At 60.1% G+C, this 25,622-nt stretch carries 24 protein-coding genes and 1 pseudogene; 18 read left to right on the top strand and 7 right to left on the bottom strand.

Annotation, left to right across the window (positions count from 1 at the left end):
• Positions 1–93: 93 nt before the first annotated feature.
• The 3 genes from mazG to ACM6IT_RS12565 all read left to right on the top strand — a co-directional run bounded on the left by mazG (position 94) and on the right by ACM6IT_RS12565 (position 2,628).
• Positions 94–927, top strand: coding sequence for a nucleoside triphosphate pyrophosphohydrolase (gene mazG / locus ACM6IT_RS12575; RefSeq protein WP_414913639.1), 834 nt, complete (start codon positions 94–96; stop codon positions 925–927).
• Positions 928–955: 28 nt separating this feature from the next.
• Positions 956–1,498, top strand: a complete 543-nt coding sequence (locus tag ACM6IT_RS12570) for a DUF2058 domain-containing protein (RefSeq protein WP_056728006.1) — start codon at positions 956–958, stop codon at positions 1,496–1,498.
• A gap of 182 nt (positions 1,499–1,680) precedes the next feature.
• Positions 1,681–2,628: a hypothetical protein gene (locus ACM6IT_RS12565; protein WP_056728004.1), complete on the top strand. Its 948-nt coding sequence runs from the start codon at positions 1,681–1,683 to the stop codon at positions 2,626–2,628.
• A gap of 69 nt (positions 2,629–2,697) precedes the next feature.
• Here ACM6IT_RS12565 and ACM6IT_RS12560 read toward each other — a convergent pair whose 3' ends face one another.
• The 6 genes from ACM6IT_RS12560 to ACM6IT_RS12535 all read right to left on the bottom strand — a co-directional run bounded on the left by ACM6IT_RS12560 (position 2,698) and on the right by ACM6IT_RS12535 (position 10,103).
• Positions 2,698–2,886: a hypothetical protein gene (locus ACM6IT_RS12560; protein WP_056728002.1), complete on the bottom strand. Its 189-nt coding sequence runs from the start codon at positions 2,884–2,886 to the stop codon at positions 2,698–2,700.
• Between the two features lie 266 nt (positions 2,887–3,152).
• Complete coding sequence (gene fabB / locus ACM6IT_RS12555) at positions 3,153–4,373, bottom strand: beta-ketoacyl-ACP synthase I (protein ID WP_046042997.1); 1,221 nt, start codon at positions 4,371–4,373, stop codon at positions 3,153–3,155.
• Positions 4,374–4,384: 11 nt separating this feature from the next.
• Positions 4,385–4,900, bottom strand: coding sequence for a 3-hydroxyacyl-[acyl-carrier-protein] dehydratase FabA (gene fabA / locus ACM6IT_RS12550; RefSeq protein WP_003227150.1), 516 nt, complete (start codon positions 4,898–4,900; stop codon positions 4,385–4,387).
• 247 nt (positions 4,901–5,147) lie between these two features.
• On the bottom strand, positions 5,148–7,049 hold the full coding sequence (locus ACM6IT_RS12545) for an ATP-binding protein (protein WP_414918108.1): 1,902 nt from the start codon (positions 7,047–7,049) through the stop codon (positions 5,148–5,150).
• Positions 7,046–7,978: an ABC transporter substrate-binding protein gene (locus tag ACM6IT_RS12540; RefSeq protein ID WP_056727997.1), complete on the bottom strand. Its 933-nt coding sequence runs from the start codon at positions 7,976–7,978 to the stop codon at positions 7,046–7,048. Before ACM6IT_RS12540 ends, ACM6IT_RS12545 begins: the two co-directional genes overlap by 4 nt.
• Position 7,979: 1 nt before the next feature.
• Entirely contained in the window at positions 7,980–10,103 is a 2,124-nt protein-coding gene (locus ACM6IT_RS12535) for a TonB-dependent receptor plug domain-containing protein (RefSeq protein WP_414918107.1), read from the bottom strand.
• Positions 10,104–10,298: 195 nt separating this feature from the next.
• Between ACM6IT_RS12535 and ACM6IT_RS12530 the strand changes: the two genes are divergently transcribed.
• The 11 genes from ACM6IT_RS12530 to pyrF all read left to right on the top strand — a co-directional run bounded on the left by ACM6IT_RS12530 (position 10,299) and on the right by pyrF (position 19,749).
• On the top strand, positions 10,299–11,324 hold the full coding sequence (locus ACM6IT_RS12530) for an NAD(P)H-dependent glycerol-3-phosphate dehydrogenase (RefSeq protein WP_409078941.1): 1,026 nt from the start codon (positions 10,299–10,301) through the stop codon (positions 11,322–11,324).
• A 31-nt stretch (positions 11,325–11,355) separates the two neighbouring features.
• Positions 11,356–11,703, top strand: coding sequence for a DUF4389 domain-containing protein (locus ACM6IT_RS12525; RefSeq protein WP_056727994.1), 348 nt, complete (start codon positions 11,356–11,358; stop codon positions 11,701–11,703).
• Positions 11,700–12,155: a phosphohistidine phosphatase SixA gene (gene sixA / locus ACM6IT_RS12520; protein WP_056727993.1), complete on the top strand. Its 456-nt coding sequence runs from the start codon at positions 11,700–11,702 to the stop codon at positions 12,153–12,155. Before ACM6IT_RS12525 ends, sixA begins: the two co-directional genes overlap by 4 nt.
• Before the next feature lie 167 nt (positions 12,156–12,322).
• Positions 12,323–13,990, top strand: coding sequence for an AMP-binding protein (locus ACM6IT_RS12515; RefSeq protein WP_414918106.1), 1,668 nt, complete (start codon positions 12,323–12,325; stop codon positions 13,988–13,990).
• A gap of 32 nt (positions 13,991–14,022) precedes the next feature.
• Entirely contained in the window at positions 14,023–14,466 is a 444-nt protein-coding gene (locus tag ACM6IT_RS12510) for a hotdog fold thioesterase (protein ID WP_414913636.1), read from the top strand.
• Between the two features lie 126 nt (positions 14,467–14,592).
• Entirely contained in the window at positions 14,593–15,399 is an 807-nt protein-coding gene (locus ACM6IT_RS12505; RefSeq protein WP_056727987.1) for an alpha/beta fold hydrolase, read from the top strand.
• The gene (locus ACM6IT_RS12500; protein WP_150726143.1) at positions 15,396–16,250 is read left to right on the top strand and encodes an alpha/beta hydrolase; all 855 of its coding nucleotides are present in this window, start codon (positions 15,396–15,398) and stop codon (positions 16,248–16,250) included. The genes ACM6IT_RS12505 and ACM6IT_RS12500 overlap by 4 nt, the downstream gene beginning before the upstream one ends.
• A gap of 50 nt (positions 16,251–16,300) precedes the next feature.
• A complete protein-coding gene (locus tag ACM6IT_RS12495) occupies positions 16,301–16,960 on the top strand; it encodes a glutathione S-transferase family protein (RefSeq protein ID WP_056727983.1) in 660 nt (219 codons plus the stop codon).
• 8 nt (positions 16,961–16,968) lie between these two features.
• Positions 16,969–17,775, top strand: coding sequence for a DUF4892 domain-containing protein (locus ACM6IT_RS12490; protein ID WP_414918105.1), 807 nt, complete (start codon positions 16,969–16,971; stop codon positions 17,773–17,775).
• Positions 17,776–17,844: 69 nt separating this feature from the next.
• Positions 17,845–18,900, top strand: a complete 1,056-nt coding sequence (locus ACM6IT_RS12485) for an AI-2E family transporter (RefSeq protein WP_056727980.1) — start codon at positions 17,845–17,847, stop codon at positions 18,898–18,900.
• Positions 18,901–19,050: 150 nt separating this feature from the next.
• Complete coding sequence (gene pyrF / locus ACM6IT_RS12480) at positions 19,051–19,749, top strand: orotidine-5'-phosphate decarboxylase (RefSeq protein ID WP_008016546.1); 699 nt, start codon at positions 19,051–19,053, stop codon at positions 19,747–19,749.
• 139 nt (positions 19,750–19,888) lie between these two features.
• Here pyrF and ACM6IT_RS12475 read toward each other — a convergent pair whose 3' ends face one another.
• Positions 19,889–20,893 (bottom strand): NADP-dependent oxidoreductase, encoded by a 1,005-nt coding sequence (locus ACM6IT_RS12475; protein ID WP_056727978.1) that lies wholly within the window; start codon positions 20,891–20,893, stop codon positions 19,889–19,891.
• 235 nt (positions 20,894–21,128) lie between these two features.
• Between ACM6IT_RS12475 and ACM6IT_RS12470 the strand changes: the two genes are divergently transcribed.
• From ACM6IT_RS12470 to ACM6IT_RS12455, 4 genes and pseudogenes are all read left to right on the top strand, one after another.
• The gene (locus tag ACM6IT_RS12470; protein WP_414918104.1) at positions 21,129–21,890 is read left to right on the top strand and encodes an SDR family oxidoreductase; all 762 of its coding nucleotides are present in this window, start codon (positions 21,129–21,131) and stop codon (positions 21,888–21,890) included.
• A gap of 198 nt (positions 21,891–22,088) precedes the next feature.
• Entirely contained in the window at positions 22,089–23,474 is a 1,386-nt protein-coding gene (locus tag ACM6IT_RS12465) for a PLP-dependent aminotransferase family protein (RefSeq protein ID WP_414918103.1), read from the top strand.
• 108 nt (positions 23,475–23,582) lie between these two features.
• A pseudogene (locus ACM6IT_RS12460) lies at positions 23,583–24,686 on the top strand (HAMP domain-containing protein); the annotation flags it as partial.
• Positions 24,666–25,547 (top strand): methyl-accepting chemotaxis protein, encoded by an 882-nt coding sequence (locus ACM6IT_RS12455; protein ID WP_409078949.1) that lies wholly within the window; start codon positions 24,666–24,668, stop codon positions 25,545–25,547. The pseudogene ACM6IT_RS12460 and the gene ACM6IT_RS12455, both read left to right, overlap by 21 nt.
• Positions 25,548–25,622 lie beyond the last annotated feature (75 nt).

Raw genomic sequence — 25,622 nt, 5'->3', positions numbered from 1 at the left:
GCAGGCTGCGATCTTTTGATCTTGTTTTTTAACATCAAAAGATCGCAGCCTGCGGCAGCTCCTACAGGGGCCTGCGTCTAAATGAGATTGTCGATGCACAGCCTTGAAGACCTGCTTCACCTGATGAACCGCCTGCGCGACCCGCAGTACGGTTGCCCGTGGGACATCAAGCAAACTTACGCCACCATCGTCCCCCACACTCTGGAAGAAGCCTACGAAGTCGCCGACGCCATTGAGCGCGGTGATTTCGATCACTTGCAGGGTGAACTCGGTGACCTGTTGTTCCAGGTGGTGTATTACAGCCAGTTGGCCCGGGAAGAAGGGCGCTTCGAATTTGATGGCGTGGTCGACAGCATCACCCGCAAGCTGATCCGTCGTCACCCGCATGTGTTCCCTACGGGCGATCTCTATGCGCCACTGGATGTCCCGCGCCTGAGCGAAGAGCAGGTCAAGCAGCGTTGGGAAGAGATCAAGGCCGAGGAGCGTGCAGAGAAGTCCTCGGCGCCCGAACAGCTGTCATTGCTCGATGACGTCCCCGCTGCATTGCCGGCGTTGTCACGTTCGGCGAAATTGCAAAAGCGCGCGGGGCAGGTCGGGTTCGACTGGCCGGACGCCTTGCCGGTGCTCGACAAAGTGCGTGAGGAGCTCGATGAAGTCCTTGAAGCCATGTCGGAAAATGATCCCGAGGCCGTGGCCGACGAGATCGGTGACCTGCTGTTCTCCGTGGTGAATCTGGCGCGGCATCTCAAGGTTGATCCGGAAACCGCACTGCGTGGCGCCAACGGCAAGTTTGAAAGACGCTTTCGTTTTATCGAACAGGCATTGCGCGACACCCGCCGTCCCATGGAAGATTGCACCCTCGAAGAGTTGGACGCCTTGTGGGGCGAAGCCAAACGTCAGGAAAAGAATTTGCCCAGCTGCGGTTGAGCAGTGGCCTAAGTGAGTAATAAGCACCATGAGCATTTCCCTTCGCGACCAGTTGCTCAAAGCAGGGCTGGTCAACCAGAAGCAGGCCAAGCAGGTCAGCAAAGACAAGCAGAAACAGCAACGCCTGGCCCACAAAGGCCAGATCGAACTGGATGACTCCCAACAGCGGGCGGCACAGGAAGCCATGGCCGAGAAGGTCAAGCGCGACCAGGAACTCAACCGCCAGCAGCAGGAAAAGGCCGAGGCCAAGGCCCGTGCCGCGCAGGTCAAGCAATTGATCGAAGTCTCGCGCCTGCCGAAATTGACGACCGAGGATTACTACAACTTCGTCGACGACAAGAAGGTCAAGCGCATCTGCGTCAACAACCTGATGCGCAACAAGCTCAGCAGCGGTTCTCTGGCCATCGTGCATCACGCCGGCGGCTACGAAGTGATTCCGCGCGAGGCGGCGCTGAAGATTCAGGAGCGTGACCCGCAACGCATCGTGCAGTTGAATGTGCAGACCGAAGAAGTCAGCGTCGAGGACGATCCGTACGCGGCCTACAAGATCCCTGATGATCTGATGTGGTAAATAGTTCGCCAGTACTAAATATTTGCTAGTACTTTGCAGGATTAAAAATTTGAACCCGAAAGCTCGTATCGATACGATCTTTCGGGTTTTCTTTTGCCAAAAATAATCGCTCTTGAATGAGTGGTTAGCTGTTTGGCGGGAGGAACTAATGGAATGAATTTAAATGGATAAGGATATCTTTGATGCTGGTAAGTATCGCTTCGTTACGTCAACCCACTTTCAAATCGCAGTTGTCGCACCCGCGAATGCCCGAACAATCCATTCTCGATTATCTGGACAGTGAACTGGCCGAGCGCGCTTACCTGGTGCGCCGAAAAATCAAGATCGCTGCTAAGACCGCCCGTGAGAAACATGGTGAGACTGCGTGTGTTTTCTTTACCCTGCCTGAGTTTTTCTGGAATATTCCCTGGCACCAGATCCGCAGTGAAGAAGAACTGCACGAGCTGAGTTCTGCATACCTGGAGAAGGTACCTGAGTGTGTGACGCTGTTGATCAGCGAACTACCAATGGAGCAATACGGCAAGATCGTTTTGCTGGCGGGAAGCTGTGCGACGCTTATCAAGGTAGGAGAGGGGGAGTCGAGTTACTACGATGTTATCAATTACATGCTGACAATTACCAACAAGGAATATGAGGTCGATATGCCATTGATGTCGATGTGGCCGAAACGCTATGTATCAGGTATCGATTTCGGCAACCATGTTGGCGATGAAGACGGCTATTGGTTATTTAAGTTGTTTGACGAGGTTGTAGTCAGGGTAAAGGCAGTGAGTAGTGTGCGGGCCGAGCATAGTTATTTTGGTGGATATGAAGGGATGTTTATTAACAGCCTCGTTCCGGGCTGCCCATTCAGTATCAATTTATGTCTCGATTATGCAGAGTTGAAAGACGGTGAGCGGGACAAGGAAATTGAACTGACGGGGGCGAAGATCGATTTTCTGATTGCCTGCGGCATGAAATTCAACTACGGCAAACTGCATCCGTCTTCGCTCCAGTACGCGATCCGTAATGACGGCGCGGGCGACGGTGAATGCGAGGTGGTGAAACTTGAAGCGGGGCGGATCGTCAGTGTTGTCCCTGCGCTGGTGATCGACGACTCCCTTCATTTGGCGGCTGTTCACATTACCTGAGCCAAGTGGCCCGGTTGCAGCCTGCCCCTGCGTGGGGGGGGGCAAGCTGCAAGTCTGTAGAGTCTGTCCTCAACCGGTTGCGAGCTCGCGTTTGCGCTCGAGCATTTCCAGTTCGGCCCTGTAGTTTTGCGCGTCGGTCTCGGAGTGGAACATCCCGACCAGCAGGTCTTGTTGATGCACGTCCCAGATCCGGATACCGGCGGCTACACCCTCGTGGGATTTATGTGAATCGTCGCGTTCAGTTACTTTTACAGTCATCTGCTAGCTCCAATCTCTGTTATCTGCAGCAAGGCGTGTGCAGGACTCTGTTATAGAGTTTGGTAGCTTGCTAAGTAAATGATTGGGTTTGGTAAGGGTTTTTTGCAAAAACGGCAACAGTGCTGCAGCCCGCGGAATCCGCGACATTCAGTCGCAGGGCATTTGGTTTCATGACAAAAGCTTCATCTTCAGAGGGTTTTCTCAAGGCAAAAAAAAACGCCCCGAACCAGTCGGGGCGTTTTCTTGTGCGGCGTTATGGCGGGGTATTACTTGCCCTGCCAGCGCTTCAGTACCAGGGTGGCGTTGGTGCCACCGAAACCGAAGCTGTTGCTCATCACGGTGTTGATGGTGGCGTTTTCGCGGGTCTTGGTCAGCACCGGCAGGTCGGCCACTTCAGGGTCCAGCTCGTCGATGTTGGCGGAGCCGGCAATGAAGTTGCCTTCCATCATCAGCATGCAGTAGATCGCTTCATGAACGCCGGCGGCGCCCAGGGAGTGACCCGACAGGCTCTTGGTGGAGCTGATGGCCGGTGCCTTGTCGCCGAACACTTCACGCACACCTTTCATTTCCGCGACGTCGCCGACCGGGGTCGAGGTGCCGTGGGTGTTGAGGTAGTCGATCGGGGTGTCGACGGTGGACAGCGCCTGCTGCATGCAGCGGATCGCGCCTTCGCCACTAGGGGCAACCATATCGTAGCCGTCGGAGGTCGCGCCGTAGCCAACGATTTCCGCATAGATCTTGGCGCCGCGGGCCAGAGCGTGTTCCAGTTCTTCAACCACGACCATGCCGCCACCGCCGGCGATGACGAAACCGTCACGGTCAGCGTCGTAGGCACGGGAGGCTTTTTCCGGGGTGTCGTTGCGCTTGCTGGACAGGGCGCCCATGGCGTCGAACAGGAACGACTGACTCCAGTGCTCTTCTTCACCGCCACCGGCGAAGACGATGTCCTGCTTGCCCATCTGGATCTGTTCCATGGCGGTACCGATGCAGTGAGCACTGGTGGCGCAGGCAGAAGCGATGGAGTAGTTCAGGCCCTTGATCTTGAACGGAGTGGCAAGGCATGCCGAAACGGTGCTGCTCATGGTCCGCGTGACGCGGTATGGGCCGACGCGCTTGACGCCTTTCTCGCGCAGGATGTCCAGCGCTTCCATCTGGTTCAGGGTCGATGCGCCACCGGAACCGGCGATCAGGCCGGTACGCGGGTTGGACACCTGTTCTTCGGTCAGGCCGGAGTCGGTGATGGCGTCTTTCATGGCCAGGTAGGCATAAGCTGCCGCGTGGCCGACGAAGCGATAGATCTTGCGATCGATCAGTTCTTCAAGGTTGAGGTCAATGGAGCCGGAAACCTGGCTACGCAGACCCATTTCGGCATATTCCGGGTTGAACCGGATGCCAGGGCGGCTTGCACGCAGGTTAGCGGAGACGGTCTCTTTGTCATTGCCCAGGCAAGAAACGATGCCCAGACCAGTGATAACGACGCGGCGCATGCGGATAACCCTTAGAAGTTGTCAGTGGAGGTGAACACGCCGACCCGGAGGCCTTCGGCGGTATAGATTTCGCGACCGTCGACAGTGACCGAACCGTCGGCGATGGCCAGGTTCAGCTTGCCCTTGAGGACGCGCTTGATATGAATGTTATAGGTGACTTTCTTGGCGGTCGGCAGGACCTGGCCGAAGAATTTCACTTCGCCCGAACCCAGCGCACGGCCACGGCCCGGCAAGCCTTGCCAGCCCAGGAAGAAGCCTACCAGTTGCCACATGGCGTCGAGGCCCAGGCAGCCCGGCATCACCGGATCGCCTTCGAAGTGGCAGGCGAAGAACCACAGGTCCGGATTGATATCCAGCTCGGCGACCAATTCACCTTTGCCGTACTTGCCACCTTCTTCGCTGATCAGGGTGATGCGATCAACCATCAGCATGTTCGGGGCGGGCAGTTGCGCGTTACCAGGGCCGAACAGCTCACCGCGACTGCAGCGCAGCAGGTCTTCCCGGGTAAAGGCGTTTTGTTTGGTCATGCGAGCTCCTCAATAGTCCCATGCGGCAGGTGGGGCAAATCTTCCCGGCCGATCGAAGCGTTCATGCCTCGAACCGGCAGCCTACTCATAGACTATTGCGTTGTGGTGAAAGTCACAGCACCAAGGACATGAATGTACACTTGTGCACTGAAATTTTTATTCAAGCCCCTTTTCGGGCCTGTTCGGGTGCCTAAGACTGCCGCACTTTCGCCTTTCACGCCAGTCACAGATGGTCGAAAGGCCTGTACTACTGCACCCAACGTTGCAGAATTTGCTGCAGATCAGTCCGTTTGAACGGCTTGGCCAGGTAATCGTTCATCCCCGCCGACAGGCAGGCTTCGCGATCGCCCTGCAAGGCGTTGGCGGTCAGGGCGATGATCGGCAGGTCGGTGCAACCGGGTAGCTTGCGGATTTGTCGGGTGGCTTCATAGCCATCGATGATCGGCAAGCGGCAATCCATCAGGATCGCTTCGAAAATCAGGCTTTCGGCACTGCGTACCGCCTGCGCGCCGTCGGCGGCGACACTGACCTTGAAGCCCAGGCTGCGCAACATGGCTTCGATGACCGTCTGGTTGACCGGGTTGTCTTCGACCAACAGCACATTGCGCCCTTCGCCGTTGCTGTTGCGCGATTGCGCGCGAGGGGGCAACAGCGGTTGTGTCTGCTGGTGCAGTGCCAGGGGAATTTCCAGGGTGAACACCGAACCGCGGCCTTCCTCACTCTGCGCGCGCAAGGTGCCGCCCATGCGTTCGGCCAGGGTACGGGCTATCGGCAGGCCCAGCCCCGTGCCGCCGTAGCGTCTGGAGATAGAGCTGTCGGCCTGCTGGAAAGCGTTGAACATCAATTCCAGGCTTTGCGCCGGGATGCCGATGCCGCTGTCGCGCACGGTGCAGGTGAACCACAGCAACTCGTGGTCCAGCGACTGCCACTGCGCCTCGATGGTGACGCGGCCCTTTTCGGTGAACTTCAGCGCGTTGCCAACCAGGTTGACCAGTATCTGCCGGATACGCGTCGGGTCGCCCTTGACCTGCAAGCCGCGCATGTCTTCGGGGACCATCAGTTGCAGGTCCAGACGGCGTTGCGCGGCGCTGTGCTGGAACGACTGGGCGCAACTGCCGATCAGATCGGCGAGGTTGAACGCAATGTGCTCCAGTTCCAGTTCTGAACGTTCAATCCGCGAGAAATCCAGGATGTCGTTGATGACCTTGAGCAAGTGCTCGGTGGACTCCGAGGCCAGCGCCGCATACTCCACCTGTTCCTCGGTCATGTCGGTGGTTTCCAGCAACTGCAGCATGCCCAGTACGCCATTCATCGGCGTGCGCAGTTCATGGCTCATCATGGCGAGGAAATCGGATTTTGCGTTGTTGGCCTTTTCCGCTTCTTCACGGGTCTGGATCAGTTGCGCCATGGCCTGATGCTGTTCGCGGCTGGCCTGCTCGAGACCGCTGGCGAGGTTGTTGATGTGTTGCGACAGCGCCCCCAGCTCGGTGTCGTCGACTATGGGCAGCGGTGTCTTGTAGTCGCCTTCCTGGATCGCCTTGACGGCATTGCCGATATCACGGATCGGTTGCGACAGGCTGCCCGCCAGGCGCCGGGCCACGAGGAAGGTAAACAGCAGGGCAAACAGCGCCAGGATGGCCGCCTTGAGCACGATTTCCTGTTGGCGCCGGCTGAAGGCGTCGTTGGACAGCCCGACGATCACCCGGCCCAGATAGTCTTCTGTGGGGGCGGCAGTGGCGGTTTTGCTGCTCTGGAAAAAATCATTGTGCAACGCGATGCGCTGGAGCCGTATCGGTGCCTGGAACACTTCGAGTTGTAGCGCGCGATTGTGGTGTTCGTTTGGTTGTTCGACGTACACCAGAACCCGGTTGGCGCTGTCCTGGATTTCCAGAAAGCTCACGTTGGGTGTGGCCAGCGTCGCCTTGAGCAAGGTTTCGAGCACTTCGATGTTGCCCGAAATCACTCCGTATTCGGTGGCCGGGGCCAGTTGATTGGCGATCAACTGCCCGGTGTGGGTGATTTCCTGACGCAGATCCTGAATGCGCACGAACGTGAAGAAACTGATCAGCAACAAGGTCAGCAGCAGCGCAGGGCCAAGGCTGATGAGTTGGGTGCGGGTGTTGATGTCCCAGCGACGGCGCAAGCTCATGGGCGGCGTTCTCCTTCAGCCAGCAGTGTGGCGACAGACGTTTCGTCTATCTGTTCGATGCCCAATGAACGTGCCACCTGCGGATTGCTCGCGACCTTGAATCGATGGGGATAGAGCGTGCGCGGCCAGGTGGCCGGTGGCCGGTCGAGCAATTCGTCGAGGACCGCCAGCCAGTCGCTCTGGTCGCTATAGGTGCTCGCCAGGCTCCCGGCCTTGACGAATCCGGCGTTGGGTCCGATCAGCGCCACTTGCCGCGAGTAGCTGCTCAGCAGCAGGTTCTTTGCGGTTTGCGGGTTGTACAGGTCGGCATCGTCCAATCCCAGCAACACGTCGCTTTTGCTTAGCAGTGCTTGTAGTGGACGACTGTCGTGAATGTTGTCCCAGCGCTGGGTGACCACTTCAAGACCCAGGGGGAGGGCGGCCTGACGCAGCTCATTCAAGAGGAATTCACTGTGGGTGTCGTAGAGCACGCCGATGCGTCTGGCCTGAGGCAACAGGGTGCGGGTCAAGCGTAACTGGCGGTCCAGTGGCGGATCGCTCCATAGCAGGCAAAGGCGCGCAGGCAACGTGTTGTTCAAGCGTTGCCGGGCTTGCAGGCGGCTGATGCGCAATACGAGAGTCGCCGGGCCCTGGGTGTTCTGCAGGCGCCAGTCGAGGCTGGGCAGGTCGAGCAGTATCAAGCGGATGTTTTCCGGCAGCTTGTCCGGTATCGGCATTTTGGCCAGCGTCTGGAAGCGTACGTTATCGCGTGGTCGCAACTCGCTCAGGGCCTGGGTAAACGCCCGCACAGCCGGGCTGTCTTCGGCCCCCGTGAGCAAAATGTCGGCCGCGTTACTCGCCAGGCTGCCCAGCAGGCCGCTTGTCAGCAGGCAGAGTATGGCCAGCAGCCGACCCAGGGTCGGTATTGCGCAGGCTGGACGATTCGGCATCTTAAAGCTCCAGCTCCGCGCTGAAGTACATCACGTGGCGCTGGTCATAATTGTTGTCGATGAAGGTGGTCGGCTGATTGTCCAGCCGTTGCTGGAGCACTCCGGCCAGTTCAAGGCTGGTCTTGCCCAAGGCGATACGTTTGGCGATGCGCACATCGACCCGTTCGAAGCGGTAGCCGTTGAGGGCATCATCGCCATAATAGAAAAGCGCACTGTTCCAGCCTTGGCCCCAATCGCGCAGCCATCCGGCCGAGCCACTATTGCTTGCAGTCTGCCTGGCATCCAGCGGATTGCTGGCGTCGGTATCGACGTAGGCATAGGTCAGGCGCAGGCGATCGAGGCTGCCGATACGCCAGTCGAGCTGGGTTTCGACCCCCGAAAAACGCGCCTTGTTGGCGTTGCTGGCGATGTACTGATTATTGCGCAGCGGTTCACTGATCATGCCGGTGATTTCGTCGTGGAACAGCTTCACGTCGAGCGCCAGCCCGGGTTCGGGAAAATAGCCGTTGTAGCCCAGCTCCCGGGAGCGCATGTGCTCTTGATCGAGGTCGCCGGGGCCACGGGTCTTGACGAAATAGCGGGCGCTGGATTGGCCAAAGGCGCCGGGCTTGAGGTTGGTGACCTGATAACTCCAGTTGACGTTGTTCTCGAACATGTCCGGCGAACGGACGGCCTCGGAGTACACCGCACGCAAGCCATGGCGCGGATTGATCAGGTAGTTGACCGCCATGCGAGGTGTCAGTGAGCTGCCGATCAATCGGGTGTCCTCGAACATGGCACCGCCTTGCAGCAACCAGTGTTCGGTGGCACGCCACTCGAACTGGCCGAACGCCCGCCAGATGGTGTCATCGAGCGTGCCATTGAAGTAAGTCTCGGAATCGGCCCGGTCGTAACGATAGTTCAAACCGCTGACCAGCCGCAGGTTATCGGCAAGGCTCAGGGTGTCCTGCAGTTCGAGGTCGTAGCGCGACTCTCGGGTGCTCTGGTCGATGTCGCCGCAAACGGTCTGGCTCGCGCCGTTACGCCATTGATCGAGCACCTGATTGGCCAGCGCCTGCTCGGCGGGCGTGCCGGCCGGCGCGCCAGGGCCGATGAAACGCGTGATATTGCGGGCCAGGCGTTCGGTGTAGTTCGGGTTCAATTGCCAGAGTTCGGTCAGTTGCGGGCTGAAGGATATTTCAGCATCGCAGGCGCGCCAGGTTTGCTGGCGATCCCAGTGTTGGGCCGAACCCTGGATATACAGGCTGTGGTCGGGATTGATGTCCAGATTCCAGCGCAATGAACCGGCGTAGTCCTTGGCGGTGACGTCGGAGTCGTTGCCCGCGCGGGTAATCCCCGGGAACACCGGCCGGTAGGTATAGGGTCGCTGGTTGGTGCCGTCCTTGGCATTCAACTGCCAGTCGAGGCTTTGCCGTTCGTCGAGGCTCTGGCTGACGGCGAGATTGAAGCGATCAAGGCGACGGCTGTCATGGTAGTCCGCGCCGGTTCGGTCGGTGTCGAAGCCGTCGTCTTGCTGGCCGGACAGGGACAGGCGCATGTCACCGTCTTCCCAGCCCAGGCCCTGGCTGGCGTAAAAGTCGTTGATGCCGCGCTGGCCCCGGGTGACCTTCATGCGCGTACCGTGACTGTCGGCCGGCCGCCGGGTAATGATGTTGACCACTGCCATCAGGGCGTTGGCGCCGTAGCTGACGGTATTCGGCCCGCGAAAGACTTCGATGCGCTCGATGTCCTCCATGGCCACCGGAATGTCGCTCCAGTCCACGGTGGCCAGGCCGGCGCGATACACCGAGCGCCCGTCGATCAGCACTTGCATGCGTCGCGCTTCAGTCGCGTTGGTACCGTGGTAGTTCACCGCGGCCTGGTTGCCGCTGATGTTGCCGACCATCATCCCCGGCACCAGGCGCAGCAGTTCGCTGATATCGCGGGCACCGCTGGCGTGGATCAGGGCGCTGTCGATCACCGTCATGCTTCCCGGTACGGCCGCCGGCGACTGCTTCAGGCGCGTGGCGGTGAGCACTTGCGGCAGCGGTTCACTGTCCAGGAACAAGTCGTCGGCCAGCGCCGGCGAGCTGAAAATCAGCGCCAGTAACAGAGGCGAACGCGGCGAAGGAGAGCCCGGAGACACAACAGATCCCTGTCAGTGATTGTTGGCGCGCATGTTAACCGAGCCGAATGACTTTTCCATTCACGATGTCGGCATTTTCCTCGGTTTTATTGCTCTTCTTCCTACTGGTGCAGGTATTTGATGCCGGGGCTGGCCGCCGATGGGCTGCCCCGTATAATGCCGACATCGCCACTGGTATGGATTAACGGATTGCATATGACTGAACAGCGCCCGATTGCGGTCCTGGGAGGCGGAAGTTTTGGAACCGCCGTGGCTAATCTGCTGGCCGAGAACGGGCATCAGGTCCTTCAGTGGATGCGTGACCCCGAACAGGCCGAGGCCATTCGGGTCAATCGCGAGAACCCGCGTTACCTCAAAGGCATCAAAATTCTGCCCGGCGTTACGCCGGTCACCGACCTGCAAGCCACCCTGGACGCCTGCGACCTGTGTTTCGTCGCGTTGCCCTCCAGCGCGCTGCGCTCGGTGCTGGTGCCGCACGCTGAACGCTTGACCGGCAAATTGCTGGTGAGCCTGACCAAAGGCATCGAAGCCCACACGTTCAAGTTGATGAGCGAGATCCTCGAAGAGATCGCCCCGCAGGCGCGCATCGGCGTCCTGTCCGGACCCAACCTGGCCCGTGAAATCGCCGAGCACGCGCTGACCGCCACGGTGGTCGCCAGTGAGGACGAAGAACTCTGCCAGCGGGTTCAGGCCGCGCTGCACGGGCGCACCTTTCGTGTGTACGCCAGCGCCGACCGTTTCGGCGTGGAGTTGGGCGGGGCGTTGAAAAACGTCTACGCGATCATCGCCGGCATGGCGGTGGCGCTGGGCATGGGGGAAAATACCAAGAGCATGCTGATCACCCGGGCATTGGCGGAAATGACCCGCTTCGCGGTGAATCAGGGCGCCAACCCGATGACCTTCCTGGGGCTGGCGGGCGTGGGCGATCTGATCGTGACCTGTTCGTCGCCCAAGAGCCGCAACTATCAGGTCGGCTTCGCCCTCGGCCAGGGCCTGAGCCTGGACGAGGCGGTCACGCGCCTGGGTGAAGTCGCCGAAGGGGTCAACACCCTTAAAGTACTCAAGGCCAAGGCCCAGGAGGTTGGTGTGTACATGCCGCTGGTCGCCGGGCTGCACGCGATCCTGTTCGAGGGCCGCACGCTGGAGCAGGTCATCGGTCTGTTAATGCGTGGCGAGCCGAAAACCGACGTCGACTTTATTTCCACCAGTGGTTTCAACTAATCACGCTTGCCAGAAAAGCAGGGAGTTGCGCATGAACGATCCAAAAGTAGAAGCCAAGTACGAGTCTATCCTGCTGCGGGTGTTGTGGATGATCCTCTTCGTGCTGGTGTGGCAAGTGGCGCAGTTCATCCTCGGCGCCGTCGTGCTGGTGCAGTTGATCTATCGTTTGTTCTATGGCGCCCCAAGCGCCAGCCTGATGAATTTCGGCGACAGCCTGAGCCAGTTTTTGGCGCAGATCGGTCGTTTCGGCAGCTTTCACAGCGACCAGAAGCCTTGGCCGTTCGCCGACTGGCCGACGCCGCGTACACCGGAAGGCGAGGCGCCGCATGTCGTGGCACCGGCACCCCATCCGGCCCGAGATGAGGAACCCAAGCTATGAAACTCTGGGTATTGCGTCATGGTGAAGCTGTACCACACGGCTCCCGCCCCCACGATTCGGAGCGGGAATTGACGGATAACGGTCGTAAGGAAGTATTGAAAGTCGCCGCAGAGCTGGTGGGTCAGCCGCTGACCGGCATTTACGCCAGCCCGTACCTGCGAGCGCAGCAAACAGCGCAACTGGTACGAGAGGCGTTGGGTTTCGAACCGGAAATCCGCACCGTCGAGTGGCTGACACCGGACACGGAACCGGACAAGGTGGCCGAACAGATGGTCGCGGTAAGCAACGTGCTGCTGGTCAGTCACAACCCGCTGGTGGGGAATCTGTTGAGCTACCTGCAGCATGGCGCCGGGCATCTGCCAGAGCGGATCAGCACCGCCGGCCTGGCCGAGCTCGAGAGCAATGAGTTGTTGGTCGGGTCGATGAGGCTCAACGGCATCAAGCACCCATAAAAGCAAAGATCGCAGCCTGCGGCAGCTCCTACAAGATGCACGCCATTTCCATGTAGGAGCTGTCGCAGGCTGCGATCTATTGATTTTGTTTTTCCGTTAAAAATTCAACCAAGCACTTGCTTGGTTGACTACGCTTGCTCCAGACCAAAAAAACAGGAGCGAGTCGCATGTCTGCTGCTTTTCGTTTGCCGCTGGACGTTTTCTACGAGCGTGAGGCCCGTCATCCCCGCCAGCGCTTTCTGGTCCAGCCTGTCGGCGGTGGTCAGGTCGAGACCTTGAGCTGGGCCGATGTCGGTCATCAGGCACGCTGTGCGGCCCACTGGCTGCGAGCGCGGGAACTGCCGCAGGGTAGCCATATCGCCCTGATCTCGAAAAACTGTGCGCATTGGATCATTGCCGACCTGGCGATCTGGATGGCCGGGCATGTCTCGGTGCCGCTGTACCCCAACCTGACCGCCGAGACCGTTGCCCAGGTACTCGAACATTCAGAAGCGGCGCTGGCATTCATCGGCAAGCTCGACGACTGGCCAGGCATGTCCCGTGGCGTCAGCTCCGACCTGCCGACCATCAGCCTGCCCCTGCATCCCCCAGGCGACTTTGATTTCAGCTGGACCGACCTGCAACGCAACTCGCCCATCCAGGACAATCCCAAGCCTGCCGCCGACCAACTGGCGACCATCATCTACACATCCGGCACCACGGGCATGCCCAAGGGCGTGATGCACAGCTTCGGCAATCTGGGGTTCGCCACCACACGCGGCACTGCGTTGTTCGGCCTCAACGAGTCGGACCGGCTGTTGTCCTACCTGCCGCTGTGCCACGTTGCCGAGCGGATGTTCGTCGAACTGGCGTCGATCTATACCGGCCAAACAGTGTTTTTCGCCGAGAGCCTCGACACCTTCCTCACCGACCTGAAGCGTGCGCGGCCGACCGCACTGTTTGGCGTGCCGCGCATCTGGACCAAATTCCAGATGGGCGTGTACAGCAAGATCCCGGCAAAACGCCTCGACTTCCTGCTCGGCCTGCCGATCATCGGCAAACGGGTCGGGCATAAAGTCCTCGCCGGGTTGGGGCTGGATGCGTTGCGCACCGCCTTGTCCGGCGCGGCTCCGGTGCCGCAGACCTTGTTGCAGTGGTACCGCAAACTGGGGCTGGACGTGCTGGAGGTCTACGGCATGACCGAGAGTTGCGGCTACTCCCACATCGGCATGCCGGGCCAGAACAAACCGGGCTGGATCGGCAAGCCGTGTCCAGAGGTCGAAGTGCGGATTGCCGAGACGGGGGAGGTCATGGTGCGCAGTGGTGCGACCATGCTCGGGTATTACAAGGAGCCGGAAAAAACCGCCGACACCATTACCGAGGACGGCTTCCTGCGTACCGGCGACAAGGGCGAGGAGGACGCCGAAGGCAATCTGCGCCTGACCGGACGCTTGAAGGAGATCTTCAAGACCAGTAAAGGCAAGTACGTGGCTCCGGCACCGATTGAAAATCGCCTGGCCGTGCATTCGCGCATCGAACAGGTTTGCGTGGTGGGCGACGGCTTGAGTGCGCCGCTGGGGTTGTGCGTGTTGTCGGCGGTCGGCCAGCAGGATGCCGGCGGGGCCGCGCGCGCCGGCCTGCATTCGAGCCTGGAAAAACTCCTGGAAGAGGTCAACGGCGCCCTCGACAAGCATGAACAGCTGCGACGCCTGGTGGTGGTCAAGGACAGTTGGGCCGTGGAAAACGGCTTTCTCACCCCGACCCTGAAGATCAAGCGCAACGTGATCGAAGCGGCTTACGGTGAGCGCTTTGAGGAATGGAGCGAGCGCAGCGAAGCGGTGCTGTGGCAGGATTGATCCACGAACAAAACCAACAAGGAACCTCTGCAATGAGCCTGTGGCGCACCACCCCGAACATCGAGCAGTTGAACGCGATCCAGAAAAATACCATTGGCGAAGTGCTGGACATCCGTTTCGAAGCCTTCGACGACGAGTCCCTGACCGCCAGCATGGTCGTCGATCACCGCACCCATCAGCCTTATGGTTTGCTGCATGGCGGTGCCTCGGTGGTGCTGGCCGAATCGGTCGGCTCGATGGCCAGCTACCTGTGCATCGATGCCAGCAAATTCTATTGCGTGGGCCTGGAAATCAACGCCAACCATTTGCGCGGCCTGCGCAGCGGACGGGTGAGGGCAGTGGCCAAGCCGATCCACATCGGCCGCACGACCCATGTCTGGGATATTCGGTTAACCAGCGATGAGGGCAAGGCCAGTTGCGTGTCACGACTGACCATGGCGGTGGTGCCGTTGGGTGAGAATCCGCCGGTACGTTGACGGTTTGAAATCAAAAGATCGCAGCCTGCGGCAGCTCCTACCACCATTCCTGGTAGTTATGGTCATTGCTGTAGGACGCGGTCTTGCGGACAATCAACGCCTGTTCTAACTCATGGATTTGCAGGTATGTCGCAACAGATCTTTTTCGCCCACGCCAATGGTTTTCCTTCGGGGACCTACGGCAAGTTGTTTGCGGCGCTGGCACCCGAGTTTGAGGTGACGCATCTGGAGCAGCACGCCCACGACCCGCGTTTTCCGGCGGACGACAACTGGTACAACCTGGTGGATGAGCTGATCCATCACCTGCAACAACAGGCCGAGCCTGTGTGGGGCGTCGGTCACTCCTTCGGTGGCGTGTTGCACCTGCATGCCGCTTTGCGCTGCCCTGAGTTGTATCGCGGGGTGGTGATGCTCGACTCGCCAGTGCTGACACGCACCGACCGATGGGTCATACGGGCGGCCAAACGCTTTGGTTTCATCGACCGTTTGACCCCGGCCGGGCGTACCCTGGGCCGCCGTGAAGAATTCGCCGACCTGGACAGCGCCCGCAAGTATTTCGCTGGCAAGACCCTGTTCCGCGGCTTCGACCCGGAATGCTTCGATGCCTACCTGCAACACGGCTTGCATCAGGTCGGCGACAAGCTGCGCCTGCGCTTCGACCCGGCCACGGAAATCAGCATCTATCGCGGCGTGCCGCACACAAGCCCGGGCAGCACCCGTCAGTTGCAAGTGCCGCTGGCGGTGGTTCGCGGGCATGACAGCCGCGTGGTGATGCGTCATCACGCCAGTTCGGTCGACCGCCTGCCGCTGGGAGAGTCGTTGACCATGCCCGGCGGCCACATGTTTCCGCTCGAACGTCCCCTTGATACCGCTGGCATGCTCAAAGGCCTGTTCTATCGCTGGGGCGGCCGTCGACAGCAGGATTGCGCATGAACCACGTCGTCGAAGAGGTTCGCCTGAGCCTGCCGCACATCGAACTGGCGGCGCACCTGTTCGGCCCTGAAGACGGTTTGCCGGTGATTGCCCTGCATGGCTGGCTGGACAACGCCAACAGCTTTGCCCGCCTGGCACCCAAACTCAAAGGCCTGCGCATCATCGCACTGGACATGGCCGGTCACGGTCATTCCGGGCATCGCCCGCCGGGCGCCGGCTACGCCATGTGGGACTATGCCCACGATGTGCTGCAAGTCGCCGAACAGCTTGGATTGCGCAAATTTGCGCTGATGGGGCATTCGATGGGCGCCATTGCTTCGCTGATCATCGCCGGGTCGATGCCCGAGCGGGTTACCCACCTGGCGTTGATCGACGGCATCATTCCTCCTACAGACAAAGGTGAAAACGCTGCCGAGCGCATGGGCATGGCCCTGCAAGCGCAACTGGATCTGCGGGAAAAGCGCAAACCGGTCTACGACACTCTCGACCGGGCCATCGAAGCGCGCATGAAGGGCCTGGTGGCGGTCAGCCGCGAGGCCGCCGAACTGCTGGCGCAGCGTGGCCTGATGCCGGTGCCGGGCGGTTACACCTGGCGCACCGACAATCGCCTCACGCTGCCATCGCCGCTGCGTCTTACCACCGAACAGGCCATGGCCTTCGTCCAGCGGATCAAGTGTCCTGCAACATTGGTGGTTGCCGCCGACGGCATGCTCGCCAAACACCCGGAGTTGCTGGAGCGTCTACCCTTTAGCCGGGAACAGCTGCCAGGCGGCCATCATTTGCACCTCAATGACGAGTCCGGTGCCGATCTTGTCGCAGACTGTTTCAATCGGTTCTTCGCCATTCCTTGACTTGCGCCGGGCAACTGTCGAGGCTTGGCGGGTTGAAAAGGGAGACAACCATGATAGATCTCTACACCGCTGCGACCCCGAATGGCCACAAGGTCTCTATCGTGCTCGAGGAACTCGGCCTGCCCTACACGGTGCATGCCTTGAGTTTCGACAAAAAGGAGCAGAAGTCCGCGGACTTCCTCAAGATCAACCCCAATGGCCGGATTCCGGCGATTGTCGACCGCGCCAACGGCGATTTCGCCGTGTTCGAATCCGGCGCCATCCTGATTTACCTCGCTGAACAAACCGGCAAACTGATGCCATCGGACCCGAAGGGACGTTCGCTGGTATTGCAGTGGCTGATGTTCCAGATGGGCGGGATCGGCCCGATGCAGGGCCAGGCCAACGTGTTCTTCCGCTACTTTCCGGAAAAGCTTCAGGGCGCCATCGACCGCTATCAGCATGAAACCCGTCGCCTCTACGAAGTGCTTGACACCCGGTTGCAAAGCGTGGAGTTCCTCGCCGATCAGTACAGCATTGCCGACATCGCCACCTTTCCCTGGGTGCGCGGCTACGAGTGGTCGGGCGTCTCGGTGGAGGGCTTGACGGCGTTGCAACGCTGGATGGCAACCCTGGAGGCCCGGGCGGCGGTGCAGCGTGGTTTGCAAGTACCCAAACGCGCCGATGAAGCCAGTGTCATCAAGGGTGCCCAGGCCATGCTGATCCGATGAGTCTATCCATGCGTTCATTCAGTTTATTGGTGCTGTGCAGTTTCAGTCCCTTGTTGTTCGCCGCCGATGTTCCGGGCAGTCAGGACCTGCCGATAGTACCGCGCATGGTCGACGCCCAGATTGTCGACTATCGTCCTGCCGCCGAACTGGAGCGGATCTACCCGCTGGGCTCGATCCGGAAAATCAGTGGCCAGTTACGTTTCGACGGCCAGGTCAGTGCCCGCGGCAACGTCACTTCCGTGACCTACGAGTTGCCACCGGAGCATTCATCCATCGAGGCGTTCACCGCTGCCCGCGAGGCCTTGCAACAGCAGGACGCCGGCTTGCTGTTTTGGTGCCAGGCGCGCGATTGCGGCGAAAGCAGCCTATGGGCCAATGAAGTCTTCGGCAACGCCAAGCTGTACGGCGCCGACGATCAACAAGCCTATCTGCTGCTGCGACTTGCCGCTCCACGGGACAACACGCTTATCGCGCTGTACAGCATCACCCGGGGTAATCGCAAAGCTTACCTGCATGTCGAACAGTTCGACGCTTCGGCACCGCTGGGCGAGTTGTTGCCGACCTCCGCGACCTTGCTGCGTGAACTCAAGAGCACCGGCGAGCTCGATTTTTCCATGTTGAACAGCGCACCTGACGAGACCTGGCTCCGCCTGATTTCTCGCGGGCTGAATCTGGACACCACCTTGCGGGTCAGCATTTCCGGAGCGAATGCCGAAGCCTGGCGTCAGGCACTGATTGGCCAGGGCGTGCGTGCCGCGCGGATGGAAGCTGGCAGTGCCGGAGGCTCTGGCCTGCACATCGAGCTATTGCGCTAGGCTGTACCGGGCGAGCGCGTACGTCGCGTTCGCCTACTCTTTTGCTGACTGACTTTTTCGAGACTTTTGATGATCAATAACGATCGCCTATTGGTGCAGATCCTGCTCGTGGTGTTGTTCGGCGCGAGCTTCTGGGTGATGGCGCCGTTCTGGTCGGCGATGTTCTGGGGCGCGGTACTGGCGTTTGCCAGTTGGCCGCTGATGCGCTTGCTGACCCGTTGGCTCAATGGCCGCGAGTCGCTGGCGGCGGCATTGCTGACCCTGGGCTGGATGGTGCTGGTAGCTGCACCCTTGGTGTGGCTGGGTTTCAATCTTGCCGATCATGTGCGCGATGCCACGGCTTTCATCAAGGATGCGCAGGTCGAGGGGCTACCCGAAGCGCCGCTGTGGCTGGGTTCGATTCCCCTGGTGGGCGGACGGCTGGTGGGGATCTGGAACAGCATCGATGAGCAGGGCGCGGCGATGATGGTGTCGCTCAAGCCTTATCTGGGGCAGATGGGTAACTGGTTGCTGGCGCGCAGCGCGCAGATCGGCGGCGGTATTCTCGAACTGACCCTGAGCGTCGTCTTCGTGTTCTTTTTCTATCGTGACGGGCCGCGCCTGGCGGCGTTTGTACACACGTTGCTGGAGCGGCTGATCGGTCAGCGGGCCGGCTATTACATCGAATTGGTGGCGGGCACGGTTCAGCGGGTGGTGAACGGCGTGATCGGTACCGCCGCGGCCCAGGCGATCCTGGCGCTGATCGGGTTCCTGATTGCCGGCGTACCGGGAGCGTTGGTACTCGGCATCGTGACGTTCATGCTCAGCCTGATCCCGATGGGCCCGCCGCTGGTGTGGATTCCGGCGACCGCGTGGCTGGTCTGGAAAGGCGAGTACGGGATGGCCATATTCCTCGGGATCTGGGGCACATTCGTCATCAGCGGTGTCGACAACGTGCTCAAGCCATACCTGATCAGCCGTGGCGGTAACCTGCCGCTGGTCATTGTGCTGCTTGGGGTATTTGGCGGGTTGATTGCCTTTGGTTTTATCGGCCTGTTCATTGGCCCGACATTGCTGGCGGTGGCCTACAGCCTGTTGATCGACTGGAGCAAGCCTCAGGCGCGGGTTGACGATCGTCGGCCCTGAGATTTGTATTCTGCTTGGGGAACTCGACACAATGGCCTCAAGGACTGGCCTTGCCTGAGCCGTCGCGACGATTTACCGATCATCGGGTCCCGCAGCGGCGCTGGTTCCGCTACAATGCGCGCCGATTTCGACTTGCCTGAGAGCCCACTCATGTCCGCCTGCCAGACTCCCATCATCGTCGCCCTGGATTTCCCTACCCGTGACGCCGCACTGAAGCTGGCCGATCAGTTGGACCCGAAGCTGTGCCGGGTCAAAGTCGGCAAGGAACTGTTCACCAGCTGCGCCTCGGAAATCGTCGGTACCCTGCGTGACAAGGGTTTCGAAGTGTTTCTGGACCTCAAGTTCCACGACATCCCGAACACCACCGCGATGGCCGTCAAGGCGGCTGCGGAAATGGGCGTGTGGATGGTCAACGTGCATTGCTCCGGCGGCCTGCGCATGATGGCTGCGTGCCGTGAAGTGCTGGATCAGCGCACCGGTCCGAAACCACTGCTGATCGGCGTGACCGTGTTGACCAGCATGGAGCGTGAAGACCTGGCGGGCATCGGTCTGGACATCGAGCCCCAGGAGCAGGTGCTGCGCCTGGCCGCCCTGGCGGAAAAAGCCGGGATGGACGGCCTGGTGTGCTCGGCCCTGGAAGCCCAGGCACTGAAAGCGGCGCATCCGTCACTGCAACTGGTGACCCCGGGGATTCGTCCGGCGGGCAGTGCCCAGGACGATCAGCGCCGCATTCTGACCCCGCGTCAGGCGCTGGATGCCGGTTCCGACTATCTGGTGATCGGCCGTCCGATCAGCCAGGCGGCGGATCCAGCCAAGGCGCTGGCTTCAGTTGTGGCTGAATTGGCCTGATCAGACACCGCAGAACCCATTGTGGGAGCGGGCTTGCTCGCGAAGAGGGCGTGTCAGTCGACGAAGATGTTGTCTGGCACACCGCATTCGCGAGCAAGCCCGCTCCCACATTGTTTTTAGGGTGACTTCAAAAATCGGGTTACACCTTCAACACCAGCTTCCCGAAATTTTCGCCGCTGAACAATTTCATCAGCGTCTCCGGGAACGTCTCCAGTCCTTCGACGATGTCTTCCTTGCTCTTGAGCTGTCCCTTGGCCATCCAGCCGGCCATTTCCTGGGCGGCGCTGGCGTATTGGGCGGCGTAGTCCATCACCACAAAGCCTTCCATGCGCGCGCGGTTGACCAGCAGTGACAGGTAGTTGGCCGGTCCCTTGACCGCCTCTTTGTTGTTGTACTGGCTGATGGCACCGCAAATCACCACCCGCGCCTTCATGTTCAGGCGGCTCAACACTGCGTCGAGAATGTCGCCACCGACGTTATCGAAATACACGTCGACGCCTTTCGGGCACTCGCGCTTGAGGCCGGCGAGGACGTCTTCGCTCTTGTAGTCGATAGCGCCATCGAAACCCAGCTCATCGATCAGGAACTTGCACTTGTCGGCGCCGCCGGCGATGCCAACCACCCGGCACCCTTTGATCTTGGCGATCTGCCCGGCGATGCTGCCCACGGCGCCGGCTGCGCCCGACAGCACCACGGTGTCACCGGCCTTCGGAGCGCCGACGTCGAGCAGGGCGAAGTACGCCGTCATCCCGGTCATGCCCAGCGCGGACAAGTAACGTGGCAGCGGTGCCAGTTTCGGATCGACCTTGTAGAAACCTCGCGGCTCGCCGAGGAAGAAATCCTGCACGCCCAGGGCGCCGTTGACGTAATCCCCGACCGCGAATCCCGGGTTGTTCGAGGCAATGACTTTGCCCACACCCAAGGCGCGCATGACTTCGCCGAGCCCGACCGGCGGGATGTAGGACTTGCCTTCGTTCATCCAGCCACGCATGGCCGGATCCAGGGACAGGTATTGGTTCTCGACCAGGATCTGACCCGCCGCCGGCTCGCCGACCGGTACTTCCTGATAGGTGAATGTCTCACGGGTCGCCGCGCCAACCGGACGTTTGGCGAGCAGGAATTGGCGATTGATCTGGGAGGTCATGGCAGGCACTCAGGATGAATGAAGCTTTGTTGATAGCCGGTCAGCGCCGATGCCGCAAGTTCGGCTGATGCGGCGAATGCAGCCTGATCCAGTGCAGTGATAGTTGGTACGGCAGTTCCATCACTGCAACTCATGGGCACCCAACCGGAGCCTTGATAGTGCTGCCGTGTTCAAGACCTCCATGGCTAGACTGGTCCTACGCGATTCCCCGCATTCTTCTTTTGAGGACATAACAATGAGCATGACGTTTTCCGGCCAGGTGGTCGTGGTGACAGGCGGGGCGGCCGGTATTGGCCGCGCGACCGCCCAGGCATTTGCCGCAGAGGGCCTGAAGGTCGTGGTGGCCGATATGGACGCGGCGGGCGGAGAGGGCACGGTGGCGCTGATTCGTACAGCCGGTGGTGACGCGACCTTCGTGCGCTGCAACGTTACCCTGGAAAGCGATGTAAAAATTCTGATGGAGGAGGTGATCAACTCTTACGGTCGCCTCGACTATGCCTTCAACAATGCCGGCATCGAAATTGAGAAAGGCAAGTTGGCCGAAGGTACGCTCGACGAGTTCGACGCGATCATGGGCGTCAACGTCAAAGGTGTCTGGCTGTGCATGAAATACCAGTTGCCGCTGTTGCTGGCGCAAGGGGGCGGCGCGATCGTCAACACAGCATCGGTGGCAGGCCTTGGCGCGGCGCCGAAAATGAGTATCTACGCAGCCTCTAAACACGCAGTGATCGGCCTGACCAAGTCGGCGGCCATTGAATACGCCAAGAAGAAGATCCGGGTCAACGCGGTGTGCCCGGCGGTGATCGACACGGATATGTTCCGTCGCGCTTATGAAGCCGACCCGAAAAAAGGCGAGTTCGCCAACGCCATGCATCCGGTCGGTCGCATCGGCAAGGTCGAAGAGATCGCCAGCGCGGTGCTGTACCTGTGCAGCGATGGCGCGGCGTTCACGACTGGCCATTCGCTTGCGGTGGATGGTGGCGTTACTGCGTTCTAAAGCAACGCATCTCTACCAAAGAAGAGTTGCAACCTGTGGGAGCAAGCTAGCTCCCACAGTTTTTTTGGTTACGCTAAAGGACCAGGCAATGTGTTTCAAATGATTAGATCCAATGGTTTTGGCGGCGTTGTCGCACATGTCTTCGAACACTCCTGTGATTAACTGCTTCTCGCAAAATCAACAGGAGTTTGCTTGCTCATGGAATTGAGAATCGACCGACAGGCGCTGGTGCCCGTCGTACAGCAAATTGTTGACGCGCTGACCTGCTGGCTTCATTCCAGCGGGGTATCGCCCGGTACGCGCCTGCCTTCGGTGCGACAGATCGCGCGGATCAACTTGCTCAGTCAGGTCAGTGTTGCCCAGGCTTGTGAACGCCTGGTGACGCAGGGGATGCTGGTGTCAGGTCATGGGGCGGGCTATACGGTTGCCGACCCGGTATTGGCCGCGGGCGCAAAGCACGAGCCGGTGTGGTTCGAGGGAGCTGAGCCCGAGATCAGGTCCTGTTCGACTGAGTTGAGGCTGGGCTGTGGTGGGCTGCCTGAAAGCTGGCGCGAGACAGACGATCTGATTTACGCGATTCGGCAAGTCAGTCGTTCCGACACGGCCAGCCTGTTCAACTACAGCACGCCGCTGGGTTTGCCGGCCTTGCGACAACAGATCCTCAAGCACCTCAGGCAGCTGGATATCCGGGCGCAGGACAACCGGATCATGACCACGGCGGGCGCCAGTCAGGGGCTTGACCTGATCGTGCGGACACTGTTCAAGGCCGGTGATTGTGTGGCTGTGGAGAGTCCCGGCTATCCGGTGCTGTTCGATCTGCTCAGGCTGCACGGCATCCACATGGTCGAAGTACCGCGAACACCGCGCGGGCCGGACGTGGACGTGCTCGAATCGGTGCTGGTCAAACACCGGCCTCAAGGGCTGCTGATCAATAGCTTCTATCACAACCCGACCGGCAGCAGCCTTGCACCGTTGGTGGCGCGCCGCGTGCTGCAGCTGGCCAGGACCTTCGACGTACAGGTGATCGAAGACGACGTCTATGCGGATTTGCACAGCGGTTCCGGTATGCGTCTGGCTGCGCTGGACGACAACGTGATCTACGTGGGCAGCTTTTCCAAGACCCTCAGCAGTTCCTTGCGGGTCGGTTTCGTGGTGGCTTGTGCCGAAGTCATTACGCGCCTGGCCGAGGTCAAGATGATCAGTGGCATGGGCGCCTCGCGTTTTTGCGAGTCGGTGCTGGCGTGCCTGTTGGCTAATGGTGCCTACCGCAAACTGGTGCAGCGTCAGCGCCAACGCTTGAGCTGCGACCGGCTGGCGGTGCTGCAATTGCTCGAGGATGCCGAATGGGAAGTTTTCGGCAAGCCGGCGGGAGGCTTGTTCATCTGGGCGCGATCACGAATGTCCGACTACGATCAGCTGCGGACCCAGGCGCGGCGCCTGGGTGTGCTGCTGTCATCGAAGACCGCCTTCAACCCCTCGGGTGAGGCCAGTGACTGGCAGCGTATCAACGTGGCCTATGCCTGCGATCCGCGAGCCCGGGCGTTCTTTCAGGCCTCTGCACGGGATCGACCTCAAACGTTCTGAAAACGACGTTGGCGTAGCTTTTTGCCATTATTCCGGCGCCAGAGCCTTGTGTTGCCACCGGCCCGTTGCGAATCTGCGTCTACAGACTTTGGCAGGGGACTAAGTGCAATGAATTCGGCCGTGCAAGGACGTTTTGCCAACCTCGGTATGGCGAAAAAACTGGGTGTCGGGTTTGTCCTGGTACTGTTGTTGACTGCATTGGTGGCGGGCATTGGCGTTTGGTCCCTGCAAACCATCAGCCAGCGCTTCGACGGGCTCAAGCAGATGTCATCGCTCAACAGCGGTTTGCTCAAGGTGCGGCTGCTGGAGCAGGAGTACGCCTTGCACGGCAGTCCGAAAACCGTCGATGCCCTGCACGAGGGCGTCGATGGCCTGATCGCCCTGGCCGGCCAGCTCAAGGCCGCTTCTGCGGCCAACGTGCCGGTGATGAATGATGTCGAACAGTCCCTGGGGGACTATCGCAAGGCTTTCGACGAGTTTGTCTCGCTTACCCAGGCCAAGGACCTGGCCCTGGAAATGGCCAGTTGGTCGGTGTCCAGCGTGGCCAATAACCTTGATGTATTGCAATCCGGGCTCGTCGATGACGGCGCCTATACGCTGAAAGAGTCCGAAGGCAAGGACGGTGCGCAATTCATCGAGCAGGCCAGTCAGGTCAGCCAGGTTTCACGCTTGATGCTGCAAGCCATGAATGAAGCGCGCGTGCGCCTGGATCAAAGCCGCAAAGGTGACGATAGCGCCGGGCAGGGCAAGATCGAACAGGCCAGCCAGGCACTGGCCCAGGCCGAGCAGCTCAAGACCACGGTCAAGGATGAGGGCTATCAGACCGTCCTCAATGAGGTAATGGGCCATATCGTCAGTTTCAGCGACAAACTTGCCGAGTACACCGGGCTGCTGGAGCAGGAAAAAACCGTCTATCAACAATTGCACCAGCGCGCAGCCCAAGTGGTCGAACGGGTGGATCAGGCTTATGTTGCACAAGACATGGCGATGCAGGCTGAACTGAAAAAGAACTCGCTGCTAATCATCGGCTCCTCCGCCCTGGCTTTGCTGGTCGGGTTGGTTGCCGCGTGGTTTATCACCCGGTTGATCGTGGCACCGCTGCGCCGTGTGATTGAGGTGGCGCAGCAGATTGCCTCAGGGGATTTGAGTGCGACCATTGACGTGACCCGTCGTGACGAAATCGGCCAGTTGATGCAGGCAATGCAACAAATGGGCGCGGGGCTCAGCCATATAGTCAGCGGCTTGCAGTCGGGTATCGAGCAGTTGGCGACTTCCGCCCAATCGCTGTCGGCGGTGACTGAACAGACCAACCTCGAAGTCAGCACGCAGAAGGAGGAAACCGAACAGGTCGCCACTGCAATGAATCAGATGACGGCCACGGTGCATGATGTCGCGCGTAATGCAGAGGAGGCGGCCCTGGCAGCGCAAACGGCTGACGGCAAGGTTGAAAGTGGCCAGCAGGTGGTGCGCCAGAGCATGGCGCGGATTGAACAACTGGCGAACTCGGCCACCTCGGCCAGTTCGAGCATCGAAAGCCTGAGTGCGGAAATCCAGAACATCGGCACGGTTTTGAGTGTGATCAAAAGTGTGGCGGAGCAGACCAATCTGCTGGCATTGAACGCGGCGATCGAGGCGGCCCGGGCTGGCGAGCAGGGCAGGGGGTTTGCGGTGGTGGCCGATGAAGTGCGTGCGTTGGCCAAGCGAACCCAGCAATCGACCGAGGAAATCGAACGCCTGGTCAGCGCTTTGCGTTTGGCGGCGCAGTCGTCGGTGCAGCAGATCCAGAGCAGTGGCGAGTTGGTGAAGCTGGCGGTCAGCGATGCCTTGCAGACCGAGAGTGCGCTGGGAAGCATTGCGGCGGCGGTGTCGCTGATCCAGCAGATGAACCAGCAGATCGCCGCGGCGGCCGAGGAGCAGAGCTCGGTGGCCGAGGAGATCAATCGCAGTGTTACCAGCATTCGCGCCAGTGCCGATCAGTCATCGCTGGCGATGCAGGGCAATGCCGCGTCCAGTATCCAGTTGGCGCAACTGGGGGTTGAACTGAAGGGGATGGTGGGGCATTTCAGGCTTTGAAACGATCATCGGCCAGGCCAAAAAAGCCGCGGATGATTTCGCGGCCGACGATTATCGTCGTTTCAGCCCGCGCTT

The organism is Pseudomonas sp. IT-P4 (genome assembly GCF_949767755.1).
Classification (GTDB): Bacteria; Pseudomonadota; Gammaproteobacteria; order Pseudomonadales; family Pseudomonadaceae; genus Aquipseudomonas; species Aquipseudomonas monachiensis.
This window is presented reverse-complemented; position numbering and strand designations above follow the sequence as displayed.

Excerpts from the sequence above, each read along its gene's own strand:
- ACM6IT_RS12565 (WP_056728004.1), top strand. The coding sequence starts at position 1,681 with ATGCTGGTAAGTATCGCTTCGTTACGTCAACCCACTTTCAAATCGCAG.
- ACM6IT_RS12455 (WP_409078949.1), top strand. The coding sequence starts at position 24,666 with ATGCAGGCAATGCAACAAATGGGCGCGGGGCTCAGCCATATAGTCAGC.
- ACM6IT_RS12570 (WP_056728006.1), top strand. The coding sequence starts at position 956 with ATGAGCATTTCCCTTCGCGACCAGTTGCTCAAAGCAGGGCTGGTCAAC.
- ACM6IT_RS12475 (WP_056727978.1), bottom strand. The coding sequence starts at position 20,893 with ATGACCTCCCAGATCAATCGCCAATTCCTGCTCGCCAAACGTCCGGTT.
- sixA (WP_056727993.1), top strand. The coding sequence starts at position 11,700 with ATGAAACTCTGGGTATTGCGTCATGGTGAAGCTGTACCACACGGCTCC.
- fabB (WP_046042997.1), bottom strand. The coding sequence starts at position 4,373 with ATGCGCCGCGTCGTTATCACTGGTCTGGGCATCGTTTCTTGCCTGGGC.
- ACM6IT_RS12510 (WP_414913636.1), top strand. The coding sequence starts at position 14,023 with ATGAGCCTGTGGCGCACCACCCCGAACATCGAGCAGTTGAACGCGATC.
- fabA (WP_003227150.1), bottom strand. The coding sequence starts at position 4,900 with ATGACCAAACAAAACGCCTTTACCCGGGAAGACCTGCTGCGCTGCAGT.
- ACM6IT_RS12495 (WP_056727983.1), top strand. The coding sequence starts at position 16,301 with ATGATAGATCTCTACACCGCTGCGACCCCGAATGGCCACAAGGTCTCT.
- ACM6IT_RS12465 (WP_414918103.1), top strand. The coding sequence starts at position 22,089 with ATGGAATTGAGAATCGACCGACAGGCGCTGGTGCCCGTCGTACAGCAA.
- pyrF (WP_008016546.1), top strand. The coding sequence starts at position 19,051 with ATGTCCGCCTGCCAGACTCCCATCATCGTCGCCCTGGATTTCCCTACC.
- ACM6IT_RS12525 (WP_056727994.1), top strand. The coding sequence starts at position 11,356 with ATGAACGATCCAAAAGTAGAAGCCAAGTACGAGTCTATCCTGCTGCGG.
- ACM6IT_RS12485 (WP_056727980.1), top strand. The coding sequence starts at position 17,845 with ATGATCAATAACGATCGCCTATTGGTGCAGATCCTGCTCGTGGTGTTG.
- ACM6IT_RS12470 (WP_414918104.1), top strand. The coding sequence starts at position 21,129 with ATGAGCATGACGTTTTCCGGCCAGGTGGTCGTGGTGACAGGCGGGGCG.
- mazG (WP_414913639.1), top strand. The coding sequence starts at position 94 with ATGCACAGCCTTGAAGACCTGCTTCACCTGATGAACCGCCTGCGCGAC.
- ACM6IT_RS12545 (WP_414918108.1), bottom strand. The coding sequence starts at position 7,049 with ATGAGCTTGCGCCGTCGCTGGGACATCAACACCCGCACCCAACTCATC.
- ACM6IT_RS12540 (WP_056727997.1), bottom strand. The coding sequence starts at position 7,978 with ATGCCGAATCGTCCAGCCTGCGCAATACCGACCCTGGGTCGGCTGCTG.
- ACM6IT_RS12560 (WP_056728002.1), bottom strand. The coding sequence starts at position 2,886 with ATGACTGTAAAAGTAACTGAACGCGACGATTCACATAAATCCCACGAG.
- ACM6IT_RS12500 (WP_150726143.1), top strand. The coding sequence starts at position 15,396 with ATGAACCACGTCGTCGAAGAGGTTCGCCTGAGCCTGCCGCACATCGAA.
- ACM6IT_RS12490 (WP_414918105.1), top strand. The coding sequence starts at position 16,969 with ATGCGTTCATTCAGTTTATTGGTGCTGTGCAGTTTCAGTCCCTTGTTG.
- ACM6IT_RS12505 (WP_056727987.1), top strand. The coding sequence starts at position 14,593 with ATGTCGCAACAGATCTTTTTCGCCCACGCCAATGGTTTTCCTTCGGGG.
- ACM6IT_RS12530 (WP_409078941.1), top strand. The coding sequence starts at position 10,299 with ATGACTGAACAGCGCCCGATTGCGGTCCTGGGAGGCGGAAGTTTTGGA.
- ACM6IT_RS12515 (WP_414918106.1), top strand. The coding sequence starts at position 12,323 with ATGTCTGCTGCTTTTCGTTTGCCGCTGGACGTTTTCTACGAGCGTGAG.